This window comes from Paenirhodobacter populi (assembly GCF_004022215.1).
In the GTDB taxonomy this organism is placed as follows: domain Bacteria; phylum Pseudomonadota; class Alphaproteobacteria; order Rhodobacterales; family Rhodobacteraceae; genus Rhodobacter; species Rhodobacter populi.
This window is the reverse complement of sequence record NZ_SAUZ01000016.1, coordinates 68,162-92,881: the sequence shown is the minus strand read 5'-3', so window position 1 is coordinate 92,881 and position 24,720 is coordinate 68,162. Positions and strand designations below refer to the sequence as shown.

Annotated in this window: 16 protein-coding genes and 3 pseudogenes; 9 read left to right on the top strand and 10 right to left on the bottom strand. The window is 62.6% G+C overall.

Going from position 1 to position 24,720, the window contains the following annotated elements; genetic code table 11:
• Position 1: 1 nt before the first annotated feature.
• Genes D2T30_RS14350 through iolB form a run of 5 tightly spaced genes read left to right on the top strand, consistent with a single transcriptional unit; the run spans position 2 to position 5,220 of the window.
• On the top strand, positions 2-1,063 hold the full coding sequence (locus D2T30_RS14350; protein ID WP_128209431.1) for a sugar phosphate isomerase/epimerase family protein: 1,062 nt from the start codon (positions 2-4) through the stop codon (positions 1,061-1,063).
• Between the two features lie 20 nt (positions 1,064-1,083).
• The gene (locus D2T30_RS14345) at positions 1,084-2,217 is read left to right on the top strand and encodes a Gfo/Idh/MocA family protein (RefSeq protein ID WP_128185905.1); all 1,134 of its coding nucleotides are present in this window, start codon (positions 1,084-1,086) and stop codon (positions 2,215-2,217) included.
• A gap of 53 nt (positions 2,218-2,270) precedes the next feature.
• On the top strand, positions 2,271-4,178 hold the full coding sequence (locus tag D2T30_RS14340) for a bifunctional 5-dehydro-2-deoxygluconokinase/5-dehydro-2-deoxyphosphogluconate aldolase (RefSeq protein WP_128209430.1): 1,908 nt from the start codon (positions 2,271-2,273) through the stop codon (positions 4,176-4,178).
• A 41-nt stretch (positions 4,179-4,219) separates the two neighbouring features.
• Positions 4,220-4,420, top strand: coding sequence for a DUF3329 domain-containing protein (locus tag D2T30_RS14335; RefSeq protein WP_128185796.1), 201 nt, complete (start codon positions 4,220-4,222; stop codon positions 4,418-4,420).
• On the top strand, positions 4,417-5,220 hold the full coding sequence (iolB, locus tag D2T30_RS14330; RefSeq protein ID WP_128209429.1) for a 5-deoxy-glucuronate isomerase: 804 nt from the start codon (positions 4,417-4,419) through the stop codon (positions 5,218-5,220). Before D2T30_RS14335 ends, iolB begins: the two co-directional genes overlap by 4 nt.
• Before the next feature lie 131 nt (positions 5,221-5,351).
• Here iolB and D2T30_RS14325 read toward each other — a convergent pair whose 3' ends face one another.
• The 8 genes and pseudogenes from D2T30_RS14325 to D2T30_RS23655 form a co-directional block, all read right to left on the bottom strand.
• On the bottom strand, positions 5,352-6,113 hold the full coding sequence (locus tag D2T30_RS14325) for a sulfite exporter TauE/SafE family protein (RefSeq protein WP_128209428.1): 762 nt from the start codon (positions 6,111-6,113) through the stop codon (positions 5,352-5,354).
• A gap of 63 nt (positions 6,114-6,176) precedes the next feature.
• A complete protein-coding gene (locus D2T30_RS14320) occupies positions 6,177-7,190 on the bottom strand; it encodes an ABC transporter permease (protein WP_128185790.1) in 1,014 nt (337 codons plus the stop codon).
• 45 nt (positions 7,191-7,235) lie between these two features.
• Positions 7,236-8,771 carry a sugar ABC transporter ATP-binding protein gene (locus tag D2T30_RS14315; RefSeq protein ID WP_128209427.1) on the bottom strand — a complete coding sequence of 512 codons (1,536 nt, stop codon included), beginning with the start codon at positions 8,769-8,771 and terminating at the stop codon, positions 7,236-7,238.
• A 219-nt stretch (positions 8,772-8,990) separates the two neighbouring features.
• The gene (locus D2T30_RS14310; RefSeq protein WP_128209426.1) at positions 8,991-9,920 is read right to left on the bottom strand and encodes a sugar ABC transporter substrate-binding protein; all 930 of its coding nucleotides are present in this window, start codon (positions 9,918-9,920) and stop codon (positions 8,991-8,993) included.
• 330 nt (positions 9,921-10,250) lie between these two features.
• Entirely contained in the window at positions 10,251-11,189 is a 939-nt protein-coding gene (locus D2T30_RS14305) for a substrate-binding domain-containing protein (RefSeq protein WP_128185784.1), read from the bottom strand.
• Positions 11,186-12,403, bottom strand: a complete 1,218-nt coding sequence (locus D2T30_RS14300) for a Gfo/Idh/MocA family protein (protein WP_128209425.1) — start codon at positions 12,401-12,403, stop codon at positions 11,186-11,188. The genes D2T30_RS14305 and D2T30_RS14300 overlap by 4 nt, the downstream gene beginning before the upstream one ends.
• Before the next feature lie 120 nt (positions 12,404-12,523).
• Positions 12,524-12,967: a GlcG/HbpS family heme-binding protein gene (locus D2T30_RS14295; protein ID WP_128185780.1), complete on the bottom strand. Its 444-nt coding sequence runs from the start codon at positions 12,965-12,967 to the stop codon at positions 12,524-12,526.
• A gap of 369 nt (positions 12,968-13,336) precedes the next feature.
• A pseudogene (locus tag D2T30_RS23655) lies at positions 13,337-13,868 on the bottom strand (transposase); the annotation flags it as partial.
• 277 nt (positions 13,869-14,145) lie between these two features.
• Between D2T30_RS23655 and D2T30_RS14280 the strand changes: the two are divergent.
• Together D2T30_RS14280 and D2T30_RS14275 are read left to right on the top strand one after the other, a co-directional pair.
• Positions 14,146-14,770 (top strand): annotated as a pseudogene (locus tag D2T30_RS14280) (helix-turn-helix domain-containing protein); the annotation flags it as partial.
• A gap of 118 nt (positions 14,771-14,888) precedes the next feature.
• A pseudogene (locus D2T30_RS14275) lies at positions 14,889-15,867 on the top strand (IS5 family transposase).
• 163 nt (positions 15,868-16,030) lie between these two features.
• On the opposite strand, the gene D2T30_RS14270 reads toward D2T30_RS14275, so the two are convergent.
• The gene (locus D2T30_RS14270; RefSeq protein WP_128209424.1) at positions 16,031-18,373 is read right to left on the bottom strand and encodes a hypothetical protein; all 2,343 of its coding nucleotides are present in this window, start codon (positions 18,371-18,373) and stop codon (positions 16,031-16,033) included.
• 24 nt (positions 18,374-18,397) lie between these two features.
• On the bottom strand, positions 18,398-20,731 hold the full coding sequence (locus D2T30_RS14265; RefSeq protein WP_128209423.1) for a glycosyltransferase: 2,334 nt from the start codon (positions 20,729-20,731) through the stop codon (positions 18,398-18,400).
• Between the two features lie 752 nt (positions 20,732-21,483).
• Here D2T30_RS14265 and D2T30_RS14260 point away from each other — a divergent pair.
• Positions 21,484-22,746: an MFS transporter gene (locus D2T30_RS14260; protein WP_206612972.1), complete on the top strand. Its 1,263-nt coding sequence runs from the start codon at positions 21,484-21,486 to the stop codon at positions 22,744-22,746.
• A gap of 331 nt (positions 22,747-23,077) precedes the next feature.
• Positions 23,078-24,712, top strand: a complete 1,635-nt coding sequence (locus D2T30_RS14255; protein WP_128209421.1) for an MFS transporter — start codon at positions 23,078-23,080, stop codon at positions 24,710-24,712.
• The last annotated feature ends 8 nt before the right edge of the window (positions 24,713-24,720 follow it).

The following is a 24,720-nucleotide window of genomic DNA, read 5'->3' as shown; positions in this document are numbered from 1 at the left end:
CATGCGCACGATCAAGGGGCCGGGGGTATTCCTGGCCCAGTTCGCGTCCGACGAGGCGCCTTATGACTCGTTGCCCGGTCTGGCGAAATGGGCGGCGGACAAAGGCTTCAAGGGGGTGCAGATCCCGACCTGGGACACCCGCCTGATAGACATGAAGCGCGCCGCCGAAAGCGACGCCTATTGCGACGAGATCTCCGGCCTTCTGGCCGATCACGGGTTGCAGATCACCGAATTCGCCTCGCATATCACCGGGCAGCTGGTGGCGGTGCATCCGGCGCATGACATGATCATGGACAGTTTCGCGCCGGAACATGTCCGCGGCAATCCCGCCGCCCGTCGCGCATGGGCCGAGGAACAGTTGCGTTTCGCGGCCCGCGCCTCGAAGCGGTTCGGCATCGACCGGCACGTGACCTTTTCCGGCGCGCTGCTGTGGCCCTATCTCTATCCCTATCCGCAATGGCCCGAAGGTCTGGTCGAGGAAGGCTTCGACGAACTCGCCCGCCGCTGGACGCCGATCCTGAATGACTTCGACGAACATGGCGTGGATGTCTGCTACGAGATCCACCCCTGCGAGGATCTGCACGACGGCCATAGCTGGGAATATTTCCTGGAGAAGGTGAAGAACCACCCCCGCGCCAACCTGATGTATGACCCGTCGCATTTCGTGCTTCAGGCGCTGGATTATCTGGCCTTCATCGACCATTACCACGACCGCATCCGCACCTTCCACGTCAAGGACGCCGAGTTCCGCCCCGATGGCAAGTCGGGTGCCTATGGCGGCTATCAGCCGTGGTCAAAGCGCGCGGGTCGGTTCCGGTCCCCCGGCGACGGGCAGGTGGATTTCGGGGCGATCTTCACCAAGCTTTCGACCTATGGGTTCGACGGATGGGCGGTCCTCGAATGGGAATGCTTCATCAAGAACCCCGAGGATGGTGCCCGCGAGGGGGCGCAGTTCATCGCGGACCATATCATCCGGGTCTCGGACCGCGCCTTCGACGATTTCGTGAAATCCGGCGCGAATGCACGCGCCAACCGGGCGATGCTCGGACTGGAGGAAGCATGAGCAGACCTTTGCGTCTTGGAATGGTGGGCGGCGGGCAGGGGGCCTATATCGGCAACATCCACCGTCTGGCCTCGCGGCTCGATGGCCAGTGGCAACTGGTGGCGGGGGCGTTCGATGTCGACCCGGCGCGGGGGCGGGATTTCGCCATCGCGCAGGGGCTCGATCCCGCGCGCAGCTACGGCACCTATCAGGAACTGATCGCCGGTGAGGCCGCGCGCGAAGATCCCGTCGATGCCGTCGCCATCTGCACCCCGAACTTCACCCATTACCCGATCGCCAAGGCGCTGATCGAGGCGGGCTTCGAGGTGATCTGCGAAAAGCCGCTGACCGCGACGCTGGCCGATGCCGTGGCGCTAGAGGCGCTGGCGCGCGACTCGGGCCGGTTCGTCGGCGTGACCTACACCTATTCGGGCTATCCGCTGGTGCATGAGGCGCGGGTGCGGATCGCGCGGGGCGAGATCGGCGACGTGCGCACCGTGCAGGTTGAATATCCGTTGGAATGGATGTCCGCCCCGATCGAGAAGGCGGGCAACCAGCAGGCCGCGTGGCGGACCGATCCGCTGAAGAACGGCCGGGGTGGGTCCATCGGCGATATCGGCACGCATGCCTATCATCTGGCGGGCTTCGTCACGGGGCTGAAGCTTGAAAGCCTGACAGCCGATCTGGCGACCTTTGTCGAAGGGCGTGCGCTCGATGACAATGCCCATGTCCTGCTGCGTTATCAGGGTGGGGCGCGGGGGCTCTTGTGGTCCTCGCAGGTGGCGATCGGCAATTCCAACGGTGTGCGGCTGCGGGTCTTTGGCTCCAAGGGCTCGTTCCAGTGGTATCAGGAACAGCCAAACGAGCTGATCTACACCCCGCTCGACGGCCGGGTGCAGGTCATCAAGCGCGGCTCCGCCGACCTGTCCGAAGACGCCGCCGCCCGCACCCGCACGCCCCCCGGCCATCCGGAGGGCTATCTGGAAGCCTTCGCGAACCTCTATCTGGGCTTCGCCGAGGCGATCCGGGCGCGGCGCGAGGGGCGCGAGCCGGGGCCTGCCGGGCGCAACCTGCCTTTGGCCTATGACGGGCTGAAGGGCGTCGCCTTCGTCGAGGCGGTGGTGGACAGCGCCGAAGCCGAAGACCAGCCGTGGATCACCCCCGTGGCGGTCTGAACGAAACGCGCGCGGGGGCGTCAGCCCCCGCCTTTGGGAGGAGGGCGCGCGACATGAAGAGCCTTGATCTGATCACCATCGGCCGGGCCTCGGTCGATCTTTACGGCGCGCAGATCGGCGGACGGCTGGAGGATATGGGCAGTTTCCGCAAATATATCGGCGGATCGCCCACCAATATCGCGGCGGGGACGGCGCGGCTCGGTCTGAAATCGGCGCTCATCACCCGGGTCGGCGACGAACACATGGGCCGCTTCATCTGCGAGGAGCTGCTGCGCGAAGGCGTCGACGTGCGCGGCGTCCGCACCGATCCCGAGCGTCTGACCGCGCTGGTCCTGCTGGGCATCCGCGACGAGGACCATTTCCCCCTGATCTTCTACCGCGAGAACTGCGCCGACATGGCGCTGTGCGAAGACGACATCGACGCCGCGCTGATCGCCGATGCCCGCGCCGTCGTCGCTACCGGCACGCATCTGAGCCATCCGCGGACCGAGGCGGCGGTGCTCAAGGCGCTGACCCTTGCGCGCAGTCACGGGGCGCAGACGGCGCTGGACATCGACTACCGGCCGAACCTGTGGGGCCTGTCGGGCCACGGCGACGGCGAGAACCGCTTCATCGCCAGCGCCGCCGTGACGGCGAAGCTGCAGGCGACGCTGCCGCTGTTCGACCTGATCGTCGGCACCGAGGAGGAATTCCACATCGCCGGCGGCACCACGGATACCATCGCCGCCCTGCGCGCCGTCCGCGCGGTGACGCCCGCCGTTCTGGTATGCAAGCGCGGCGCGGCCGGGGCCGTGGCCTTCACCGGCGAAATCCCCGACACGCTGGACGAGGGCGAGGCCGGCCCCGGCTTCCCGATCGAGGTGTTCAACGTTCTGGGCGCCGGGGACGGGTTCTTTTCGGGCCTGTTGAAGGGCTGGCTCGACGGGGAAAGCTGGCCGAAGGCGCTGGAATACGCCAATGCCTGTGGGGCGTTTGCCGTCAGCCGCCATGGCTGCACGCCCGCCTATCCCTCGTGGGAGGAACTGCAATTCTTCCTCGAACGCGGCATCCGCCGGCCCGATCTGCGCAACGATGCGGAGCTTGAACAGATCCACTGGTCCACCAACCGTCATGGCGACTGGTCGGAAATGCGCGTCTTCGCCTTCGACCACCGGATGCAGCTTGAGGAAATGGCGGGCGCGACGCCTGCGAAGATCGGCGCCTTCAAGGAGCTGTGCCTTGCCGCCGCGCTAGAGGTGCAGGACGGCCGCCCCGGTTATGGCATCCTGTGCGACAACCGGCTGGGCCGTCGGGCGCTGCACGCGGCCTCGGGCACCGGGCTGTGGATCGGTCGGCCGGTCGAATGGCCGGGCTCGCGCCCGCTCACGCTGGAACCCGAGATCGGACCGGATTACGGCGGGCTGTCGGAATGGGCGCTTGAGGATGTGGTGAAGGTGCTTTGCTTCTGCCATCCCGACGACACGCCCGAGATGCGCGCGGAGCAGGAGGCCGTCATGACGCGCCTCTTTGCCGCCGCGCGGCGCAACCGGCTGGAATTCCTGCTGGAGATCATCCCGTCCAAGGTCGGCCCCGTCGATGACGACACCACCGCGACGCTGATCCGCCGCTTCTACGAGATCGGCATCCACCCCGACTGGTGGAAGCTCGAACCGATGAAGACCGCGCGGGCCTGGGAAAACGCCGTCGCGGCGATCGAGGAAAACGACCCCTATACCCGCGGGATCGTGGTGCTGGGCCTCGATGCGCCCGAGGCGGAGCTGGCCGAAAGTTTCCGTGTCGCGGCGGCGCAGCCGCTGGTGCGCGGCTTCGCCGTCGGCCGGACGATTTTCGGCGCGGTGGCGCGGGACTGGATGGCTGATCGGATCAATGACGACGCGGCGGTGGCCGAGATGGCCCGCCGCTACGCCCGCCTGTGCGACATCTGGGACCGGGCGCGCGGCGCCGCCCGTGTCGCGGCATGACCGGCCCGGACGGGAAGGGCCCGGATACAAAAGGAAAATCGATGTTCGATCTGGACGATCCGCGCTTTCGCCCGCTCTGGCTGCGCGTCCTGCTGACGGGGATCTGCCTTCTGTGGGCGGTGTTTGAATTCGCGACCGGCAGCCCCGGCTGGGGATTGGCCTTTCTGGCGCTTGGCGGCTGGGTCGGCTGGCGCTTCTTCGTGACCTTCCGCCCCCGCGACGAAACGGGAGAGGGAAAATGAGCCGCCTCCAACTGAAACCCTTCGGCACTCGGGGCAAGGTGCATGAGGTCACGCCCGCCTCGGCCGGCTGGCGCTATGTCGGCTTTTCGCTCTATCGGCTGCGGCCGGGCGACGTGGCGCAGGAACCCACCGGCACGAACGAGGTGATCCTGGTGATGGTCGAGGGCAAGGCCGCCTTCACCGCCGCCGGACAGGACTGGGGCGTTCTGGGCGACCGGATGAGCGTTTTCGACAAGACTCCGCCGCACAGCCTTTACGTGCCGAACGGGCAGGAGTGGCGCGCCGTGGCGGAAACCGACTGCATCATCGCCGTCTGCGCGGCCCCCGGCCGGGGCAACTACCCGGCGCGCAGGCTCGGCCCCGAGGGGATCGTGCTGACGACCCGGGGCACCGGGCAGAACACCCGCCTCATCAACAACATCGCGATGGAGGCCGAGGATGTCTGCGACAGCCTGCTGGTCACCGAGGTTTACACCCCCGCCGGCAACTGGTCGAGCTATCCCAGCCACCGCCACGACGAGGACGATTTCCCCCGCATCACCTATCTGGAAGAGACCTATTACCACCGGCTCGACCCGGCGCAGGGCTTCGCCTTCCAGCGGGTCTATACGGATGACGGCGCGCTCGACGAGGTGATTGCCGTGCGCGACGGGGATGTGACGCTGGTGCCGCGCGGCCATCATCCCTGCGCCGCGCCCTATGGGTTCGATCTCTACTACCTCAACGTCATGGCCGGCCCGCGGCGGAACTGGCGCTTCGTCGCGGATCCGAATGTGCAGTGGCTGATGGATCGGGGCTGACCCGCTCCTTTCCCTGCGGCAGAAGGCGCCCCAAGCCCCCTTCTGCCGTCGTTTTTCCATAAATATCCCGGGGGTGAGGCGCTTGCGCCGAGGGGCAGGGCCCCCTTTCTTCCCCTCCCTACGCGGAACGCCTAAAGCCCCGCGATCCCGTCCCAGATCAGCTTCACCGCGACCACCGCGACCGAGATATAGGTCAGCGGATAGAAGATCGCCGGACGCATCCGGTGCACGATCCAGCCGCCGGCCCAGGTCGCCGCGACCGCAAGCGGGAACATCAGCGCCGCCCGGCCGAGGTTCTGGCCGTCGAACTCCCCCAGCATCGCATAGGGGATCAGCTTCAGCGCATTGGTGACGGCGAAGAACATCACCGTCGTGCCGGTGAAGATCCGCGGGTCGAGCCGCATCGGCATCATGTAGATCTGGATCGGCGGCGCGCCGGCATGGGCGACGAAGCTGGTATATCCCGCCGCCGTGCCGCAGATATTCGCAAGCCACGGCCGGTCGCCGTTCACCTTCTGCACATTGCGCGCGGGAAACACCGCCCGCAGCACGAAAACCGCCGAGACCACGCCGACGATCAGCCGCACCACGGAATCCGACACCATCTCGGCGGTGAACCAGCCGATGCCGATGCCCAGCACCGACCCCGGCATGATCAGCCGCATGATGTGCCAGTCGACCCATTTGCGCCACTGGATGACGCTGACGACATCCATCACCACCAGCACCGGCAGCAGGATCGCCGCCGCCGTCACCGGCGACATCACCAGCGCCATCAGCGGCACGCCCAGCATGCTCATGCCGCCAAGGCCACCCTTGGAGAGGCCCACCAGAATGACGGAGACCAGCGTGACGGTCAGCTCGACCGGCGAGTTGAACAGGTTCCAGAGCATGTTTCACCCACAAGAATGCCCGGAGCGGGATCGCTCCGGGCGGACAAGGTCGAGGGGTCCCCCTCAGGCCTTCTTGGTGCGCGCCTTCTGGCGGTAGACGTCGGCGACGACGGCGGCCACGATGATCAGGCCCTTGACGATTTCCTGATAGTAGGCGTCGACGCGCAGGAAGGTGAAGCCCGACATCATCAGGCCAAGGATCATCGTGCCGATCACCGTGCCGAAGATCCGCCCCCGGCCGCCGCTGAGCGAGGTGCCCCCGATGACCGCCGCCGCGATGGCGTCGAGTTCATACATCATCCCCATGCCCGCCTGCGCGGTTTCGGCCCGCGCCGCGGTGACGATGCCCGCAAGGCCCGACAGCAGCCCGGCAATGGCATAGACCGTGATCAGGTGGCGCTGCACGTTGATGCCCGACACGCGGGCCGCCTGCGGATTGGCGCCGATCGCATAGGTGAACTTGCCGTAGCGCGTGTAGCGCAGCGCGACGTGGAAGATGATCGCGACCAGCAGGAAGATCGCCACCGGCCAGGCGCCCGAGCCGATCTTGGCAAAGCTTTCCGTCGGGAAGGAGATCGGCTGGCCCTTGGTATACCATTTCGCGATGCCGCGCGCCGTCACCATCATGCCGAGCGTGGCGATGAAGGGCGGGATGCCTGTGATGGCGATCAGCGAGCCGTTGATGATCCCGGCCAGCAGCCCGAGGCCGAGCCCCACCGCCAGCGGCACGATCACCGGCATGTCGGTCAGCGCCGGATAGATCGCCCGGGCATAGTCGCTGGATTGCGCGAAGCTCATCGCGACCATCGCGGTCATGGCGACGATCGAGCCCGAACTCAGGTCGATGCCGCCGGTGATGATGACCTGCGTCACGCCGACGGCGATGATCCCCACGACCGAAACCTGAAGGATCATGATCGTCAGCCGCTGCGGGTTCATCAGGAAGCTCTGCCCCTGAAAGATCCAGCCCAATAATTCGAACACCAGCGCGACGCCGACCAGCACCGACAGGATGTTCAGTTCCTGTGGCAGCTTGCGTCTGGTCCGGGCCACGGGTTCGATCTGCACGTTTGCCATTGTATCCTCCTCCCCGGCTTGCGCCGTCGGTCTTGCGTTGCGGCCTCAGCGGGCCGCCAGTTCCATGATTTTCACCTGATTGGCCTCGGCCCGGTCGAGAATGCCGGTCATATGGCCTTCGTGCATGACCAGGATCCGGTCGGACATGCCCAGAACCTCGGGCAGCTCGGACGAGATCATGATGACCGCGACCCCCTCCTGCGCCAGTTTCGAGATCAGGCGGTGGATTTCCGCCTTGGCGCCGACGTCGATCCCGCGCGTCGGTTCGTCAAGGATCAGGATGCGTGGTTTCGTCAGAAGCCAGCGCGCGATCAGCACCTTCTGCTGGTTGCCGCCGGACAGGTTCTCGATCCGCTCGTCAAGGTTGGGGGTCTTGACCCGCAGCCGGCCCTTCATGTCCTCGCACAGCTTCGTCAGGCCCTGTTCGTCGACGAAGCCCGCCTTGACGTGGCCCTGATGGAGCGCGGCGATCTGCATGTTCTCAAGGATCGACAGTTGCAGGAAACAGCCGGTTTCCTTGCGATCCTCGGTCAGCAGGGCCATGCCCTCGCGCATCGCATCTGCGGAGGACCGGATCGTCACGGGGCGGCCGTCGATGCGGATCGTGCCCTCGGTCGCCGGGACGACGCCGAACAGCGCCTCGGCCACGTTCGAGCGGCCAGAGCCGACAAGCCCCGCGACGCCAAGGATCTCGCCCTTGCGCAGATCGAAGGTGATGCCGTGGAAGACGCCCGGCAAGGTCAGGTTCTCGACCGACAGGATCACGTCGGTGATCTTGGCTTCCTCTTTCGGGAACATGTCGGTGATCTCGCGACCCACCATCATGCGAATGATGTCGTCGCGGGTGACATCGGCGCTCGCGTGGGTGCCGACATAGGTGCCGTCACGAAAGACGGAAAACTCGTCGGCGATCTCGAACAGCTCGTTCATCTTGTGGGTGATGTAGACGATGCCGATACCGCGCGCGCGCAGGTCGCGGATGATGTCGAACAGGTGGTCCACCTCGGTTTCCGTCAGGGCCGAGGTCGGTTCGTCCATGATCAGCACGTCGGACTGGTAGCTGACGGCCTTGGCGATCTCGACCATCTGTCGCTGCGCGACGGTCAGGGTGCTGATCTCGGCCGTGGGGTCGATGCGGATCTTGAGCTGGTCGAACAGCTCGCGCGTCTGTTCCGCCATCTTGCGGTGGTCGATCAGGCCGAAGGCGTTCTTCGGTTCGCGCCGGATCCAGATGTTTTCCGCCACCGTCATCCAGGTCATCAGCGCGAGTTCCTGATGGATCATCGCGATGCCCCGCTTCAGCGCGTCCAGCGGGCCGTTCAGCTCGACCTCCTCTCCGCGCAGCCGGATGGTGCCGCGGTCGGGGGTGTAGATCCCGGCGATGATCTTCATCAGCGTCGATTTCCCCGCGCCGTTTTCGCCCATCAGGGCGTGGACGGTGCCGGGGCGCAGCCGGAACTGCACGTCGTTGAGGGCGAGCACGCCGGGGAATTCCTTGCGGATCCCCTCGATCTCCAGAAGGTAGGGGCCGACGGGCTGCCCGCCCTGTCCGAGGGTCTGCGGAGGCGTCATCGAATTCATGGCTGGTTCCTTCATGCTGACGGGACGGGCAGGGGCCTCATCCGGAGTTGCGGGCGAAGTTTCGGGACGTTCGGACCATCGCATGCGACCGGCCCGGCGCGGGACTCCCCCCGCCGCGGCGCGATACCGGGTGTCGGTTTCTCTGGCATGGCATCCCCCCTGTCGCATCCACTCCTCCGGTGGACGTCACGGCGCCCGGACGCATCCGGGCGCCGCCTGTCAGTTCCGCACGGTGTAGTCGTCGACGTTTTCCGGCGTCACCAGTTCGAACGGCACGGCGACCTTCTGTTCGTAGGTTTCGCCGCGGGCGATCTTGAGCACGGTGTCAAGCGCGCCTTCCCCCTGACCCTTGGCCGACTGGTAGACGGTGACGTCCAGATCGCCGGTCTTGATCGAGGCCAGCGCGTCCTGCGTCGCATCGACGCCCGCCACCACGACCTGATCCATCTTGAAGCCCGAGGATTTCAGCGCCTGAATCGCGCCGAGTGCCATTTCGTCGTTGTTCGCCAGAACCGCATCCGGTTTCATCCCGGAGGTGATCCAGTTGGTCATCAGGTCCATCGCCGGGGTCCGCATCCAGTTCGCGGTCTGCGAGTCGAGGATCTTGATCCCCTTGCATTCGTCGGATTGCAGGACCCGCTCCGCGGCGGCGGTGCGGCCGCGCTGCCCGGTGGTGCCAAGCTGCCCCATCAGGATCACCGCATTGCCTTCGCCGCCCATCAGCTTGCAAACCTCGGTCGCCTGAAGCTCACCCGCCTGTTCCTCGTCCGAGCCGACCCAGGCCTGCTTGTCGGGGAAGGTGTCCATGTTGGCGGGCAGCATGTTGACGAAGACAAGCGGAACACCCGCCCGTTCGGCGATGCGCGACATCGCCTTGCCCGAATCCGCATCGACCAGCATGACGATGATGCCGTCGACGCCGGAAGCGGCGAAGTTCTCGATCTGGGATTGCTGGCGGGCGATGTCGCCCTGCGCATCCTCCATCTGCACCTCGACGCCGCCAAGTTCGCCGGCGTGGCGCTGGATGTTGTGACGCAGCACGGTCAGGTAGTTGTCGTCGAACAGCGACATGGCCACGCCGATCTTTTCGGCATGGGCGGTTCCTGCCAGCAGGGCGAGAAGCGCCGTGGCCATTGCGAGTTTCTTCATGTGGTTTCTCCTCCGTTGAATGGGCTTCGGCCGGGTCTCCTCCTGACCCGTTTCGCCGTGCGCGGCATGTGGAAGATGTCCGGAAAGCCCCTCGCGCAGTCGGCCTGCGGCCGGTGATGCGAAATCAGGCTGAAACCCCTCCCCATGCGCCGACAGGCGACGCCAGTGTCGAACCCGTGACCGGATTCGTCTTGTCTTGAAAAACGGCGGGGGAACCTCCTTCCCCGCCTAGGAAGGATAGCCGCCGCGAAAAACATTAGCAACAAAAATTGCAGTGCGCATGTGCAGCAATATTTGTTCTCTCACGCGACGTCATCCGCCGGGCAGGCATCAGCGCGACAGGTATTCGGCCAGGTTGGAGGCCGTCACCAGCTCGAACGGGATGTAGCTGACCTGGTCGAAGGCCTCGCCCCGGGCCATTTTCGCGGCGATTTCGGCGCCCAGACGCCCCTGCCCGGCGGCATCCTGAAAGACGGTCAGGTCGACATCGCCCGACCGGATCCCCATCAGCGCGTCGGGCGTCGCATCGACCCCGGCGATGACGACATCCTCCTGCGACACGCCCGCCATCTTGAGCGCCTGCGCCGCGCCGATCGCCATTTCGTCATTGTTGGCGAAGATCACGTCAAGCTTGATCCCGGCGGAAAGCCAGTTCGACACAAGGTCGTTGGCCTTGCTGCGCGACCAGTCGCCGACCTGCGTGTCGATGATCTCGACGAAATCGCATTCCGGCGTCTTGACGAAATCCTGCACGGTTTCGGTCCGCACCCGGCCCGCCTGAATGAAAAGGTCGCCGGCAAGGATTGCGCCCTTGGCGTTCTCGCCCTCGCCGATCTTTTCGCGGACCATGCGGCAGGCCTCGCGCGCCTGAATCGTGCCGGCATCCGTTTCGCGTGAGCCGACGAAGGCTTCGAGCGGGCCGAGCTTGTCGACATGCGGCGGTTCGCGGTTGATGTTGACGATCGGAATGCCCGCGGCAGTCGCCATCCTGTCCATCTGCGGGATCGAATCCGAATCCACCGCGACGACGATGATCGCATCGACGCCCGAGCTGATGAAGTTCTGGATCTGGCTCAACTGCCGGGGGATGTCGTTCTGCGCATCCTCGAATTGCAGGTTCACGCCGGCGGCCTTGCCGCCGTCCTCGATCCCGTGACGCAGGATCGTCAGGAAGTTGTTGTCGTATTGCGCCATCGCGACACCGATTTCCTGCGCCTGTGCCGAGACGGCGGCAAGGGTGAGGGCGGTGCTCATCATCAGGGTCTTCATCTTGTGTCTTCCTTTGCAGAACCGGTGTCGAAGGTGCAGCCCACCCAGGCGCCGTCTTCGGCGTCGGACCGGATCGCGGCCTGGATGAAGGCGACGCCGGCCGCGCCTTCCTCGATCCCCGGATAGGCCAGCAGGCCATCGGGCAGGGTTCGGCCGTCGCGGCGCGCCTCGATCGCGATGGCGAATTCCTCGTAGAGGTTGCCCCATGCGTCCGAGAGCGCCTCCGGGTGGCCGCGCGGGATGTGGACGAAGCGCGCCGCGTCGGACAGGATCCCCGCGCCATGCCCGCGCGAAATCCGAACATGCGGTGCATTGAACGGGCGGTGATACAGGTATTCGGGGTTTTCCTGATCCCATTCCAGCGTGCCCGCGGTGCCCGAGATACGGATCCGCAAGCCGCAGCTTGCCCCCGCCGCCGCCTGCGAGATGATCAGCGTGCCGGGCACGTCGCCCTCGAAACGGCAGGTCATGAAGGCGGTGTCCTCAAGCGGCTGATCCGCGCCGAGACGGTGGAATTCCGCCCGCAGCCGCGTCATCCGCAGGCCCGAGACGAATTCCGCCAGATGATGGGCATGGGTGCCGATGTCCGCCGTGGTCGCCGCGCCGCCGACCTTGGCCGGATCCTGCCGCCAGGGCGTGCCGGACCATGCGGCATCGGCGGGCAGCAGGGCCATTTCCTGAAAATATTCCACATGGATCTGTGTCACCGGGCCGATAGCGCCTTCGCGCACCATCTGCCGCGCCTGCCGGACCATGGCATGGGCTGCGAAGGAATAGGTCACGCCGAAGATCAGCCCGGTCTCGCGTTGCCGGTCGATCAGGGCCTGCGCCTCCTCCAGCGTATTGACCAGAGGCTTGTCGCAGATCACGTCGATCCCGGCATCCATGAAGGCCAGTGCGACGGGGGCATGCAGGTGGTTGGGCACGGTGATCGCCACGGCGTCGATACCGTCGGGGCGGGCGGCCTCGGCCTCGGCCATCTCGCGCCAGTCGATATAGGAGCGTTCAGGCGCAAGGCCCCATTCGCGGCCCGAGGCCAGAGCGACCTCGGGGCGCGAGGACAGCGCGCCCGCCACGATCTCCCACCGGTCGGACAGCCGTGCGCCGCGCGCATGGACCCGCCCGATGAAGGCACCGGCGCCGCCGCCGACGATCCCCAGACGCAGTTTCCGCTTGGCCGGGGGGAATGTCCCCGGCGCTTCCGTCTTTTCCATGATCCATCTCCCCGGTCGAATCCGACCCTCCGGGAGGCATGAAAGACGAACGCGCCGGGGTTTGCAATAGTTGTTGCAATAATATTGACTAGTTTATTTTTGTTGCGTGATGTGCAGGGATCATTCGGCCTGCGCCGGGACCGCCCAATCCAGACCTTCGGCCGTCAGCGCCGCCTGCGCGCATTCGATGTCTTCGGCGGCTGTTGCCCCCGAAACGCCGATGCCGCCCACGACCCGCCCGTCATGCACGACCGGCAGCCCGCCGCCCCAGACGATGAACCTTTGCCGGTTCGCGAGCACGATCCGGGAATCGTCGCGCTGGCTGACCTCCTCGAAATAGGCCTTTGTGGTCACCCGCATCAGCGCCGCGGTATAGGCCTTGTCCGACGCAAAGCCGAGGATATGCGGCCCCACCCCATCCATCCGCAGCGCGGCGAGCATCTCTCCATCCGGGTCGGTGACGGCAACGGCCACCGGCCAGCCCTGCGCCTGCGCATGGGCGAAGGCGTGCTGAACAAGGCTCAGCGCCGTCTGCGCCGACAGGACATGTTTCGTGACGATCATATGGTTCCTCCGGTTCGCGGTGGCTGCTCCTCATGCCACCGTCGGAAGCAATGATAATTACTATTTCTGTAGGATTGCAATTGACGCTGTATTCGGTAAGGTACGCAGCAGTAGTTGGGGACGCATGTTGTCCGGGCGTCGGTCTTGGTCTTGCCCCGTTTCATCGGGCACTCAGGAGGTTGTGGTTTGCGCTGCGATGACCTCGCGGAGCGAGCACATTTTCAGCTCTGAGTGCGGGCGGTTATCATTGTAGTCTTCGATCCAGCGGCCGATCAAGCACACAGGATTGTCCGGGCATCCGGCATCGGCGTGATCGGCGTTGTTGCAAAAGTCAAAACCTGAGTAGGCAGTGCCCTTTCCCGGTTGAGTTCATGCCACGCGCTCGATCTCGGCGGTGCCGAACGCTTTGACGCGATTCATCAGTGCGACACGGATCTGGACTTCGGCCGTCTGTCGGTCCGGGTCGCGTGATGCGCTGCGTTCCCCGAACGCCTTGAGGTATTTCATCCAATCGTCGGGAGAACAGTCCACTGGACTGTTTCATGGTCCTCCTCATATCTCGATCCGGCTTCGGACGTGATATCCGGACCAGCGTTTCCAGGATGAGGAGGAACCGTGGCGCCAGTGGCGCCGCGCAAGTCCGACGAATGCGGCCCGGGCGTTGGGGCGCACGGGGATCCTGTTGCGGGGCGAGACATTATCCGCCACTGGTCCGAGGACCATGTCGAGCGCGGCGGGCAGTCCCCCGCCATCGTTGCCCGTTTTTGCGGAAGGGTATGACTACGGTACCGCCGCGCAGCAGGATGGCCGTGTGATAGCGGCGGGTGTCGGAGGCGCCGTCTCCGGTCACGGTGCCGATCTGCTCATCGGGCGGGATCTGGTCGAGCGGGTGGGGCAGAACCCTCGCCCGTTCGCTCGAGCCAGTGGCGCTTCATCGGCTCGATGTCGCCCTTGTCGCTGGAGATGAACTCCGCTGCGCAGATGTCGGTGGCCGTATCTATGGCCAGTTGAGCCTTGCGATACCGGCGTCGGCGATGCGTGCCATGCTTGCGCGCGAACCATTCATTCGATGGGCTTGCGCGGCTGCTCCGCAGCCACGGTCCCCTCTCATTCACCGAGGAGCTTGATGCCCTTCGCCATGGGCCCCGAACCTGTCCCCTTAACCTTCTTTCCGTGCAATTCTTGGAAAGGAGGAACCACCGAGGGACGGATCATCGAAGATCAGGAAGTCGCCACGTGACGCGGCCAGCAAAGTCGCGTAACAGCGGATGAGCGTGCTGGAGCTAGCGCGGGAACCAGGCAACGTCGCCGAGGCCTGCCGTCAGCGCGGCATGGATCGCACCAGCTTCTACGAGTGGAAGCGATGGTTCCAGACCCAAGGTTTCGACGGGCTGAAGGACCTGCCCCCGATCCACAAGTCCTACCCGCAGGCCACCGCGCCGGAGGTTGTCGAGCGCATCCGGGCCCTAGCGCTTGAGCACCCGGCATACGGCTGCAACCGGCTCGAGGCGATCCTTTCGCTGGAAGGGTGAGCCATTGGAGCGCCATTGGTTCGAGCCCAATGGCGAACGGATCTCGGCGATCACGATCCAGAAGCTGCTCAACGACCATGGGCTCGGCACCCGGATCGAGCGCTGGCTGGCGCTGGAAGAGGCCAATGCCGGCAAGGTCATCGATATCACCGCCGAGCAGGCTGCCTTCCTCGAAAAGCTCAACCCCTCCTACCGCGAGCGCCATGTCGAAAGCGCGGCGTCGGGCGAGCTACTGTCGGTCGGCACGTTCTTCGTCGGCAGCCTCAAGGGGTGAGCCATCGAGGCGCCACCGGTTCAAGCCCGATGGCGAACGGCGAGGTCTACCGGGCTTGTTGCACATATCGGTGATATGGATTCATTTTGGGAATCGGTAGGGTTAGGTCAGTCACATGCCGAAGCCTAACACCTCCCGCTATCGCACGACGAACTGGTCTATCTACAACGCCTCGCTCAAGCGACGTGGCTCCCTTTCGATCTGGTTCGATGCCGAGCTGGAGTGGTCGGCGGTCAGGACCGGCAGGCGCGGCCACCCCGAGGCTTTCTCCGACAGCGCCATTCAGATATGAGGAGGGTCAGCAAACAGTCCGGGGGACTGTTTGCCCGACGATTGGCCTGACGCTGAAGGTCCTCTTCGGCCTACCGCTCCGCCAGACCGTCGGTCTTGTCGCGAGCCTGATCAAGATGGCCGGTCTCGACTGGCCGGTGCCGGACTATTCGACCCTGTGCCGCCGCCAGGCGCGGATCGCGGTTCAAATCCCTTATCGATGCTCCGGCCAGCCCCTGAATCTGCTGATCGACAGCAATGGCATCCGTTTCCGCGGTGATCGCGAATGGCTGGCCCGCAAGCATGGCGCGGCGCGTAGTCGGGAGTGGCGCAAGGTTCACCTGGCGACGGACACCATGACAGGTGATATCCGTGCTGCCGAGTTCACCTCCAGCCGACAAGGCGACAGCCCGATCCTGCCGGAGCTGCTGTCGCAGATCCCGGTCACCGAGGATATCGAGACGGTCACTGCGGACGGAGCCTACGACACGCGTCGCTGCCATGCTGCGATCCTTGAGCGCGACGCGGAGCCGATCATCCCGATCCGACGGAACGGCCGTGCGTGGAAACCCGATTGCCCTGCAGCGATCTCGCGCAATGAGATCCTGCAAACGACCAGATGTCTGGGCCGGGCTCTCTGGAAGAAATGGACAGGCTATCATGCCCGAAGCCGCATCGAGGCGCAGATGAACCGCCTCAAGCTCTTCGGCGAACGGATCATGTCACGCGATCCCGACCGCCAAACCGCCGAAATCCAGATCCGCATCGCTATCATGGATCGCTGCTCGGCCCTCGGAAGAGCCGAAATCGAAGTCGTCGCCTGAAGCCAACTGGGAAAGGGAAAGCTCAAACTCAGCGCCGAATAGCGCAACAACGCCCACTGATTTAATGCAACTCCGAATTGCTCACCCCATTGGCGCGTTTTACCTCTATGGTCGGCTACTGTCCGGGGAAAATATTATCGACATCGCGTCTATCAGAAAGAGTTCATGCCGAGACGTGGACTCTTTTAGAAAGATGCTCTCCGATATTGATCTGAGTGCTCTGACCTGGAACCAAAGGCAATTTCTTTCCTGCCGCTCTGATAGTCACCTGATGCTGTCCCGCATTGAGGCCAAGGGCCTGTAGATCGAAATAAAAGCCAAGCCTCGCATCGCCATAACCGTTTGCAGTCAGGTCAAGCCGTGAATAACGCGACGGTATCGCCGTGACCCGGATCTCATCCACAAACAATTCTGGCATTGGCGGGCTGACAATCGACGCATTGTCGATAACCCAACCACTTATCGCTTTGTCATCAATACGGTCTATCCACCCTTCGATCCGGGTATGGGCGTCCGCCAAGCGACCGACACAATTGCGCAATATCGGAAATCCTCGCCCGGGCACCTCTCTTCCCGAAGTGCGATCATAAACGCGCACAACGTGATAGAGTCGTTTTATTAATGGCTCGTTAAAGCGAAAATGGAAGATATACTTTGATCCGCCATCCACCGGATTCACGACGGCGCGACCGACGATTTTTCCATCGACGGTGATTTCAAGAACAGGATCTGTTCCCTGAACACTCAATACCCAGCCTGAAACTCTATAAGGTGTGAGCTGCTCAATTGATCCATGTGCTGGGGTGTGATCACCGATCTTTCGGTGATCGCGTCCAGTGGAAGCTGGGTTTACCTCAGCCTCGAACTTTCGTTGAAGCGTCTCGGCATCCCTTGTCTTCGCGTCAAGTTTCTGCCTCAGGGTCATGATCGTCTTGTCGCGGACGATCAGATTATCGGCCATCACCCTGATCTCGGCCTCGAGTGCGGTCCGTTTTGCTTCATGAGAAGATCGGACCTCTGAAAGAGCGCTATCACTCGATTGACACTCGGAAAGTTGAGTGGAAAGCGCTCTAATTTCAGAAGAGAAACTCTTTTCTGATGCCTCCTTTTCCTTCCTTATCGCGTCGAGTTCGCGACGCAAGTTCACAATTCCTTTGTCGCGATCAATCAAATTGTCGGAAAGGATTCCGATCTCCGCCTCTAACTCGGTTCGCTTCTCCTCGGCCGTCGCCTGCATTTGCATCAAGATTGTATTGTGCTCCTGCAGTTCTTTTTGCAGAATGTTTTCTTGCTCTTGGCTCTTGTCGCGCTCACTGATGAGATCATTCAAGGATTTCTCCTGCGCAGCAATCGTGTCGGAAAGAGCGTTTATCTCGGTTTCATGCTCCGCTTGCTTTGCGTCAGCCTCGGCCTGTATCCTTACCAGAGCATCATTGCATTGTTGCAGCTCACCCTGCAGAATACCTTCCCGTTCACGGATTTCGTCACGCTCGCGCGTGAGGTCGACCAGAGTTTCCTGTTGCTTGGCGATCGTGTCGGAAAGAGATTCAGCGTTGGTTTCAAGTTCGACGAGCTTCGCCTTCGACGCATTCAGATCCTTTTCCAGCCGCCTTGCTTCTTGTTTCCTTTTATCCAAAGCGACCAGTGGACGGGAGAACAGCGACGCCGCAAGATCGAACTGACCATGTATATGATCCAGAACGTTTCTGTCTTCTTCTTTCTCCCCGTCAGCGGCCCATTCTTCCAGAATGCGCATACTGTCGACGATAAGTTTTGGTGCCGCCGCGTTCTTCAGAGTCGCGGCTATATCAGAGTCATGGTGGCGTAATTTCGGATCGATCAGATCGGCGACCCTTTCCTCGCGCAACTGCGAGATCACCGGCCAGGAGAAACCAAATCGTTCTTCCGCCCGTGCGGAGAACTCTGTCCAATTCCCGAGGATCCGGGAATAGCTGGTGAATATCCGCGGCAGATCCCTGCTGTTGGCCTCCGCCTCCAGAACGTATCGCAACCAGACAAGCATTCCGATACTCGGATCCACCTCGATATTGCGGCGTTGTTCGAGCGATGTGGCCACTTCGACCGGACTACGGTGGGTATGGATACAGACTACGCGATAGCCGTTATCTTCGAGGACCTGCCGCCAAAGCGGAAGAAGACGACAGATGCGTGGATCCTTGAGGTAAATCAATGAGGAACGGCCATATTCCGCCTCGATCAATTCGGCCGCACGATCCCGGAATTCATTGAACCTCGGCGAGAGTTGCCAGCCCGGGTCGAGAGGGCGCCAGTCATCCCATTTGAGAGCAGCCGCGGCGAGGATCTCGTCATTGAGGCGAAATATCGGCTGTGACTCAAAATAGCCTTTTGGATTACGATCATTGGCTGCGACAGGTGTCTTTGGGCCTTGGCAACCTAGGCTATGGAGCACCCCCGCCAAAAGGGATGTGCCGGATCGATGCATTCCCAGAACCAGAACTGCGACTTTACGGGTGGATTGTTCCATAGCTGATCTGCTCATCGGTAATGTTTATGCGACCTTTGTGACATTCTTTGCGGTCGCCAGCAGGGCCGCAAGCTGGTGCTTTTTCTCGTTAAGGCGTGCCTGTATGGCAGGACGATGTTCGGGCTTGGCAATACGCAAAGCATTTTCGCGGATTTCGATCGCTTGTTCTAATCGTGAAATCTGGCTCGCACCGGTCCAGACACTGGCGGAATTCAACCGGTAAACGCTCATAACTTCATCAATGAAGCCAAATTTACCAATGCGATCAAGATAGAACGACAGCGTAATTTCATTCATCCTCGGCTTATAGACTGCCGAGGGCAAATCGGCCATGATTTTCTTGCGAAACATTGCAGAGGAGAAATTGGCGATCAGGTTGAGGTGCTCATTCTTGGCAAAATCAGATCCCGCCAGCAAAGATGCTAATCCATCTTGCCGCGGTAATAAGCGGTAACTATTCTTTCCCATATCCAGCAACTCAATACGGGAAAAAACCATAGTTGCTTCAGGGTGCGACATCAAAAAAGATGATTGTTTCATATTCTTCTCTGGATCAGTCCAGTAGTCATCACCCTCCAGAACTGCTATAAACTTACCCACGGCCTCCTTGAAGCAATGACGATAGTTTTCTGCAATGCCGAAGTTTCCTCCTCGACTGATGTTCCGAATTATTCTGGGATATTTTTCTGCATAACGTGCAAATATTCTTGCCGTTCCATCATTCGATCCATCATCCGCTAGGAGGATTTCATGGAAGGGCGTTCCCTTTTGCGACAATGCACTTTCAATCGCCTCGACGATAAACTGTTGGTGGTTATAGCCCAGTATGACAGTCGACACTGTAGGTCTGTCGTCATGCTTGGTGTGAATCATCATATCAGCTTTAAGAAATGACTCGCAGACGCTAATCCGATCATCATGCTGCTCATCCGTATAGTCCAGAAGAATTCTTGGAATGTAAATGGGATCTTTGTGGCGTGTGAGGCGGATGCAAAGATCCCAGTCGACGAGTCGGCGCAATTCCGCGTCGAAGCCACCAAATTTCGAGATGAGAGATCTGCGGTGAACAAAGACGCCCAGATCAATGAAATTGCCCTTGACAAGGCCTTCTCGATTAAACGACTTTCCAATTATAACGCCGCCATTGACGTGGATCATTCTTCCATAGAAAGCATCACGATCCCGATGTTCGACGATCGCATTGGCCATCATCGTCAGAAAGTATGGTCGCATTACATTGTCGCTGTCTGCGTATCCGATCCATGGATTGCGGGCATGAGCTATCCCGATATTGCGCGCATTGCAAACGCCAACATTCTCTCGCAGTCGGATGTAGCGGATACGACCAGTCTCCAGATCGGCGCCAAAGTCTCGCGTAATTAACCCTTCGGTGTCATCGATAGAGCCATCATCCACGATGATCAGTTCAAAACGGCGATGCGTTTGCGCCATGACTGCGGTGACAGCTTTCGAAATGCACCATGCCCTGTTATGTGTCGGCATGATCAACGAAAATGCGACATCATCCGCATCTTCGAAGCGCCTTATGTCAATGTCCGAGATGACGTGTTCATAGAGATCAGGCGCGTTTTGATGAAGCCATTCCAGCACTCGATTCTGCCCGTCTGCATTTGTATGGGCTACACGAAGCGCCTTGACTTTCACCAAGGGCAGGCCGTGTTCGAGCGTATAAAGAGGGAATAGTGTCAGGTTGTTTTTGCTCGGGTCCTTTGGGTGCACGCCCTTCAACGTATTTTCGACCATGGCACCGGCTTTGAACCCGGCCTCAATCAATGTCTTCGTCAGGCCAAGTTCGTAGTTCAGGATCACCTTCTGAACATTGTCCTGCTTCTTCACGCTTTCAAGGAAGCTGGTGAATGCTGAGGAAAGGAAAACCTTGCGGCTCAATACCACCCAATAGCTTTGCAGGTGATAGGTGAATTCGCGGCTGTCCGTCGCGCCCCAGAAGTCGAGCCCGCGCGCTTCCATCTTCTCGAACATCGGTGCGAAGGAACCGACGGGACCAAAGCAGCTGTCATTGCACAGGATCAAGTCATCCGCAGTCTCAAGCAGTCCGTTGTCGCGCGCCCAGGCCGTGCCGCGTTTGTAGGAGCCGAAATCGTATTCGCCGTGTCGGCCGGTGATCACATGGGTGGCGTATGGCGCCAGCTTCTCGCGCTCTCCGGGGGCCAGATCGTTGTCGCAGACCACGATGATCGCCTGGGTCAGGGGCTTCAGCCCGGCGAGGTAGGGCAAAACCTGTGGAGGAAGAAAGCCATCACCGCTGTAGGAGGCAAAAATGGCAATACGCTTCCTACCGGACAGCAGTGATCCGCGATCGAACGAGAGGCTGGGCATTGGTCGTCTTTCAGGAGGATTTGGGAGGTGGATTTCGTGAACTGAGCAGTGAATATGGGACTATGCCGATTGAATTCTCCTTTAAATTGCATGATCTGGTCATCGAAGACAATGCCTGAAGGACCTCAGGAGGCCGATCCCGGCTGCTGTTTTCCACTCTGTTCATGAGCCAGCGTCCGAAGCCCGTCGCTCTGACGAACTGCTGAAATAAACGGCGGCGGACGGAGCTGGAGGGTGGTTTCGCATTGGTCATGTTTTCGCGAGCCGGCTATCGGCCTGGATCCGGCCCGTGGGGCAGCATCCGGCGACCACGGGGATCCGCCTGTGCGTCCGTGAAGGGCATCACGCGGCCGGGCGGGCTTCAATTATGACCGGCATCCAAAATCGTCTCGCAACCGGCCGCGCGAGCATGCCGGTTGCTCGACTACGGCTGTGGCTGGCTGGCACCACGCAGGTTTTCCGGATAGGTATTCCAGTGGACGCGCGGCTTGCGTGGCGTGAGCCGCGGCCTCAATAGGCTGATCGCGGTTCGCATTCTTAACGCCGCAGCCATGCTGAAAGCCTCAAAACTTAACCGCAGGTATATATATCTCGCGAAAAATGTCATGTTTTTCTGGGGGTGCGGCACATTGCCGCTGCATATCCGGCTCGCTAGTCTGCCGCGCTAAGGACGAGGGGACCATTGCCGCGCCGCGGCAACGGGAAGGGTTGAGGGGCCCGGGATTCGTCCTGACATCAGGAAGGAGACTATCTTGGCACCTACCCATTCCCAGAGTGCGTCCGCGCGCATCGTCGCGCTGCTTTGCTGGATCGCTGTCGTTCTTGACGGCTTCGACCTCGTGGTTCTCGGCGCGCTGATCCCGCCGCTGACCAGCGGTGAAACGCCGTGGATGACCCCGGCCGAAGCGACCTTCGTTTCGACCATCAGCCTTGTCGGCATGACCATTGGGGCGCTTTCGGTCGGCATCGCGACCGACTGGCTTGGCCGGCGCAAGGCGCTGATCTGGGCCGTGGTGGCTTTTTCGGTGCTGACGCTCGGCTGCGCCTTTGCGCGGAACTATATCGAGCTGGGGATCCTGCGCTTCCTTGCCGGCTTCGGGCTTGGCGGCTGCCTGCCCACGGCGATCGCCATGGTGACCGAGTTCTCGCGCGGCCGGGCCGGCAAGGCCTCGACCACGGTGATGACCGGCTATCACGTCGGCGCGGTGGCGACCGCGCTTCTGGGGCTGGTGCTGCTGCCGGTCTTCGGCTGGCGGGCGATGTTCGTCGTCGGCGCCATTCCGGGCTTCATCCTTGCACCGGTCATGTTCCGGTATCTGCCGGAATCGCCCTCTTTCCTGATCGCGAAGGGCCGCACTGCCGAGGCGCAGGCCATCGCCACGCAGTTCGGCATCACGCTCGCCCCGCCGGCCCCGGCCGAGCAGAAGGCGTCGCTCGGATCCCTGTTCCGCCATCCGTTCCTGCGCAATTCGATCGCGATCTGGGTGACCTCGTTCATGGGGCTCTTGCTGGTCTACGGGCTGAACACCTGGCTGCCGAAGCTGATGATGGCGGCGGGATACGGGCTGACCGGGGGGCTGTGGCTGCTGCTCCTGCTCAATGCCGGGGCGATCTGCGGGTTGCTTGTCGCGGGACAGGTCGGCGACCGGATCGGGCTGAAGCGCGCGGCCTTCCTGTGGTTCCTGTGCGGGGCGGTGCTGCTGGCGGCGCTGTCGGTCAGGATGCCCTCGGCCATCCTTTACCCGATGGTGTTCCTGACCGGCTGTTTCGTCTTTTCGGCGCAGGTGCTGGTCTATGCTTTCACCGCGGCGAACCACCCGCCGGGCGTGCGCGCCACCGCGCTTGGTATGTCGGCGGGCGTCGGCCGGGTGGGGGCGATCACCGGCCCGCTGGTCGGGGGCACGCTGGTCTCGATGGGGATCGGCCATCCCTGGGGCTTCTACGTCTTTGCCATCGTCGGTTTTCTGGGCGCGCTCGCCATCGCCACGACGCAGGTTTTTCAGCAAAAGGCGTGAGGGATCGGTCGTTGCGGGGGAGGGGCGTTGCCCCCGCCCCGTTCCGGTTTTCGGCGCGACGTCCTTCCACAGGAAGGCCATTTGATCCGCCTCATTCCCGCGGATATTCATGGATGAAAGCGGGAGAAGGGGCCAGTAATTCCGGCCTGCGCTGTCGCCGGATCGAACGGCGTCTTGCCGGTTCCGGGCGCATGGGATCCCGGCCGGATTGTGGGGATGGTTTCGTGCGCCAGCCGTGCCATTCGCCGCCGCTATCTGAACAAATCACCTTGCGACATCGTTCCTGTTCCAGTCATAAGGCTCCAGCCACATTCCCAAACAGCCCGCCGAGATGCCCAGAAGCTCTGTCCTCACGCCCTTCCGCAACAGCAGTTTCCGAGCCCTCTGGACGGCGACGCTGGCATCGAACCTCGGCGGTCTGGTGCAGGCGGTGGGCGCGGGGTGGCTGATGGTGTCGCTGACACCCTCGCATGGGATGGTGGCGCTGGTGCAATCGTCCAACACCTTGCCGATCATGGCCTTTTCCCTGATCGCGGGGGCGCTGGCCGACAATTTCAACCGGCGCCGGATCATGATCTTTGCGCAGGTCTTCATGCTGGTGGTTTCGGCCGCGCTCGCGTTGTGCAGCTGGTTCGGGCTGCTGACGCCCTGGCTGCTGCTGGCCTTCACCTTCCTCATCGGGTCCGGTACGGCGCTGTTCAACCCGTCGTGGCAGGCCTCGATGGGGGATATCGTCGCGCGCGAGGATCTGCCCAATGCGGTCAGCCTGAACAGCATGGGCTTCAACATGATGCGCAGCCTCGGCCCGGCGATCGGCGGGCTGATCGTCGCGGCGGCGGGTGCGGCTGCGGCGTTTGCGCTGAATGCCTTCAGCTACCTGCCGTTGATCGGGGCGCTGATCCGCTGGAAGCCCGCCTATCCGAAATCCAGCCTGCCGCCCGAGCCTTTGGGCGCCGCGCTCGGGGCGGGGCTGCGCTATATCATGATGTCGCCCGCACTGCTGCGGGTGATGGGCCGGGGCGCGGTGTTCGGCTTTGCCGCCGTGTCGGTGCTGGCGCTGCTGCCCGTCGTCGCGCGCGACACGCTGCAGGGGAGCGCGCTGACCTACGGGATCCTGCTCGGCTGTTTCGGGCTTGGCGCGATCGGCGGCGTCGCCCTCAACGGCCCCCTGCGCGAGCGCCTGACGAATGAGGTCGTGGTGCGGCTGGCCTTTGCCGGCTTCGCGCTGTCCATGACGGTGCTGGCGTTTTCGACGCTGATGCTGACCAGTTGCGCCGCGCTGCTGCTGGCCGGGGCATGCTGGGTGCTGGCGCTGTCGCTGTTCAACGTGACGGTGCAGCTTGCGACGCCGCGATGGGTCGTCGGGCGGGCGCTGTCCTTCTACCAGACGGCGGTGTTCGGTGGCATGGCCGTGGGGGCGTGGAGCTGGGGGGCGCTGGCCGACGGACAGGGGGTTTCGTTCGCGCTCTGCACCTCGGCCGCGATGCTGCTGATCGGGCTGCTGCTTGGCTTCTGGCTCTGGCTGCCGGAATTCTCGACGCTCGATCTTGCGCCGCTGGACCGCTTCCGCGCGCCCGAGCCGGTGCTGGACATCAAGGCGCGCAGTGGTCCGATCATGGTGATGATCGACTATATCATCGACCCCGAGGATACCGATACCTTCCTGCGCCTGATGCAGGAACGCCGCCGCATCCGCATCCGCGACGGGGCGCGTCAATGGGCGCTGCTGCGCGACATGGAAAACCCGCGCCAGTGGACCGAAAGCTATCATGTGCCGACCTGGCTCGACTATCTGCGCCACAACCATCGCCGCACCAAGGCGGATGCCGAGAACCTCGACAACCTCCGGGCGCTGCACCGGGGCGGTGAAATGCCCCGCGTCCACCGGATGATCGAGCGCCAGACCGTGCCCGTTCACGACGACATCCCGCCCCGTCAGACCACGCCCGAGATCCCCGGCGTATGACGGACAGC

Coding starts and splice junctions, on each gene's coding strand:
- D2T30_RS14340 (WP_128209430.1), top strand. CDS start 2,271: ATGAAGAGCCTTGATCTGATCACCATCGGCCGGGCCTCGGTCGATCTT.
- D2T30_RS14335 (WP_128185796.1), top strand. CDS start 4,220: ATGTTCGATCTGGACGATCCGCGCTTTCGCCCGCTCTGGCTGCGCGTC.
- D2T30_RS14345 (WP_128185905.1), top strand. CDS start 1,084: ATGGTGGGCGGCGGGCAGGGGGCCTATATCGGCAACATCCACCGTCTG.
- D2T30_RS14310 (WP_128209426.1), bottom strand. CDS start 9,920: ATGAAGAAACTCGCAATGGCCACGGCGCTTCTCGCCCTGCTGGCAGGA.
- D2T30_RS14350 (WP_128209431.1), top strand. CDS start 2: ATGCGCACGATCAAGGGGCCGGGGGTATTCCTGGCCCAGTTCGCGTCC.
- D2T30_RS14270 (WP_128209424.1), bottom strand. CDS start 18,373: ATGGAACAATCCACCCGTAAAGTCGCAGTTCTGGTTCTGGGAATGCAT.
- D2T30_RS14315 (WP_128209427.1), bottom strand. CDS start 8,771: ATGAATTCGATGACGCCTCCGCAGACCCTCGGACAGGGCGGGCAGCCC.
- D2T30_RS14305 (WP_128185784.1), bottom strand. CDS start 11,189: ATGAAGACCCTGATGATGAGCACCGCCCTCACCCTTGCCGCCGTCTCG.
- D2T30_RS14320 (WP_128185790.1), bottom strand. CDS start 7,190: ATGGCAAACGTGCAGATCGAACCCGTGGCCCGGACCAGACGCAAGCTG.
- iolB (WP_128209429.1), top strand. CDS start 4,417: ATGAGCCGCCTCCAACTGAAACCCTTCGGCACTCGGGGCAAGGTGCAT.
- D2T30_RS14325 (WP_128209428.1), bottom strand. CDS start 6,113: ATGCTCTGGAACCTGTTCAACTCGCCGGTCGAGCTGACCGTCACGCTG.
- D2T30_RS14255 (WP_128209421.1), top strand. CDS start 23,078: ATGCCCAGAAGCTCTGTCCTCACGCCCTTCCGCAACAGCAGTTTCCGA.
- D2T30_RS14295 (WP_128185780.1), bottom strand. CDS start 12,967: ATGATCGTCACGAAACATGTCCTGTCGGCGCAGACGGCGCTGAGCCTT.
- D2T30_RS14265 (WP_128209423.1), bottom strand. CDS start 20,731: ATGCCCAGCCTCTCGTTCGATCGCGGATCACTGCTGTCCGGTAGGAAG.
- D2T30_RS14300 (WP_128209425.1), bottom strand. CDS start 12,403: ATGGAAAAGACGGAAGCGCCGGGGACATTCCCCCCGGCCAAGCGGAAA.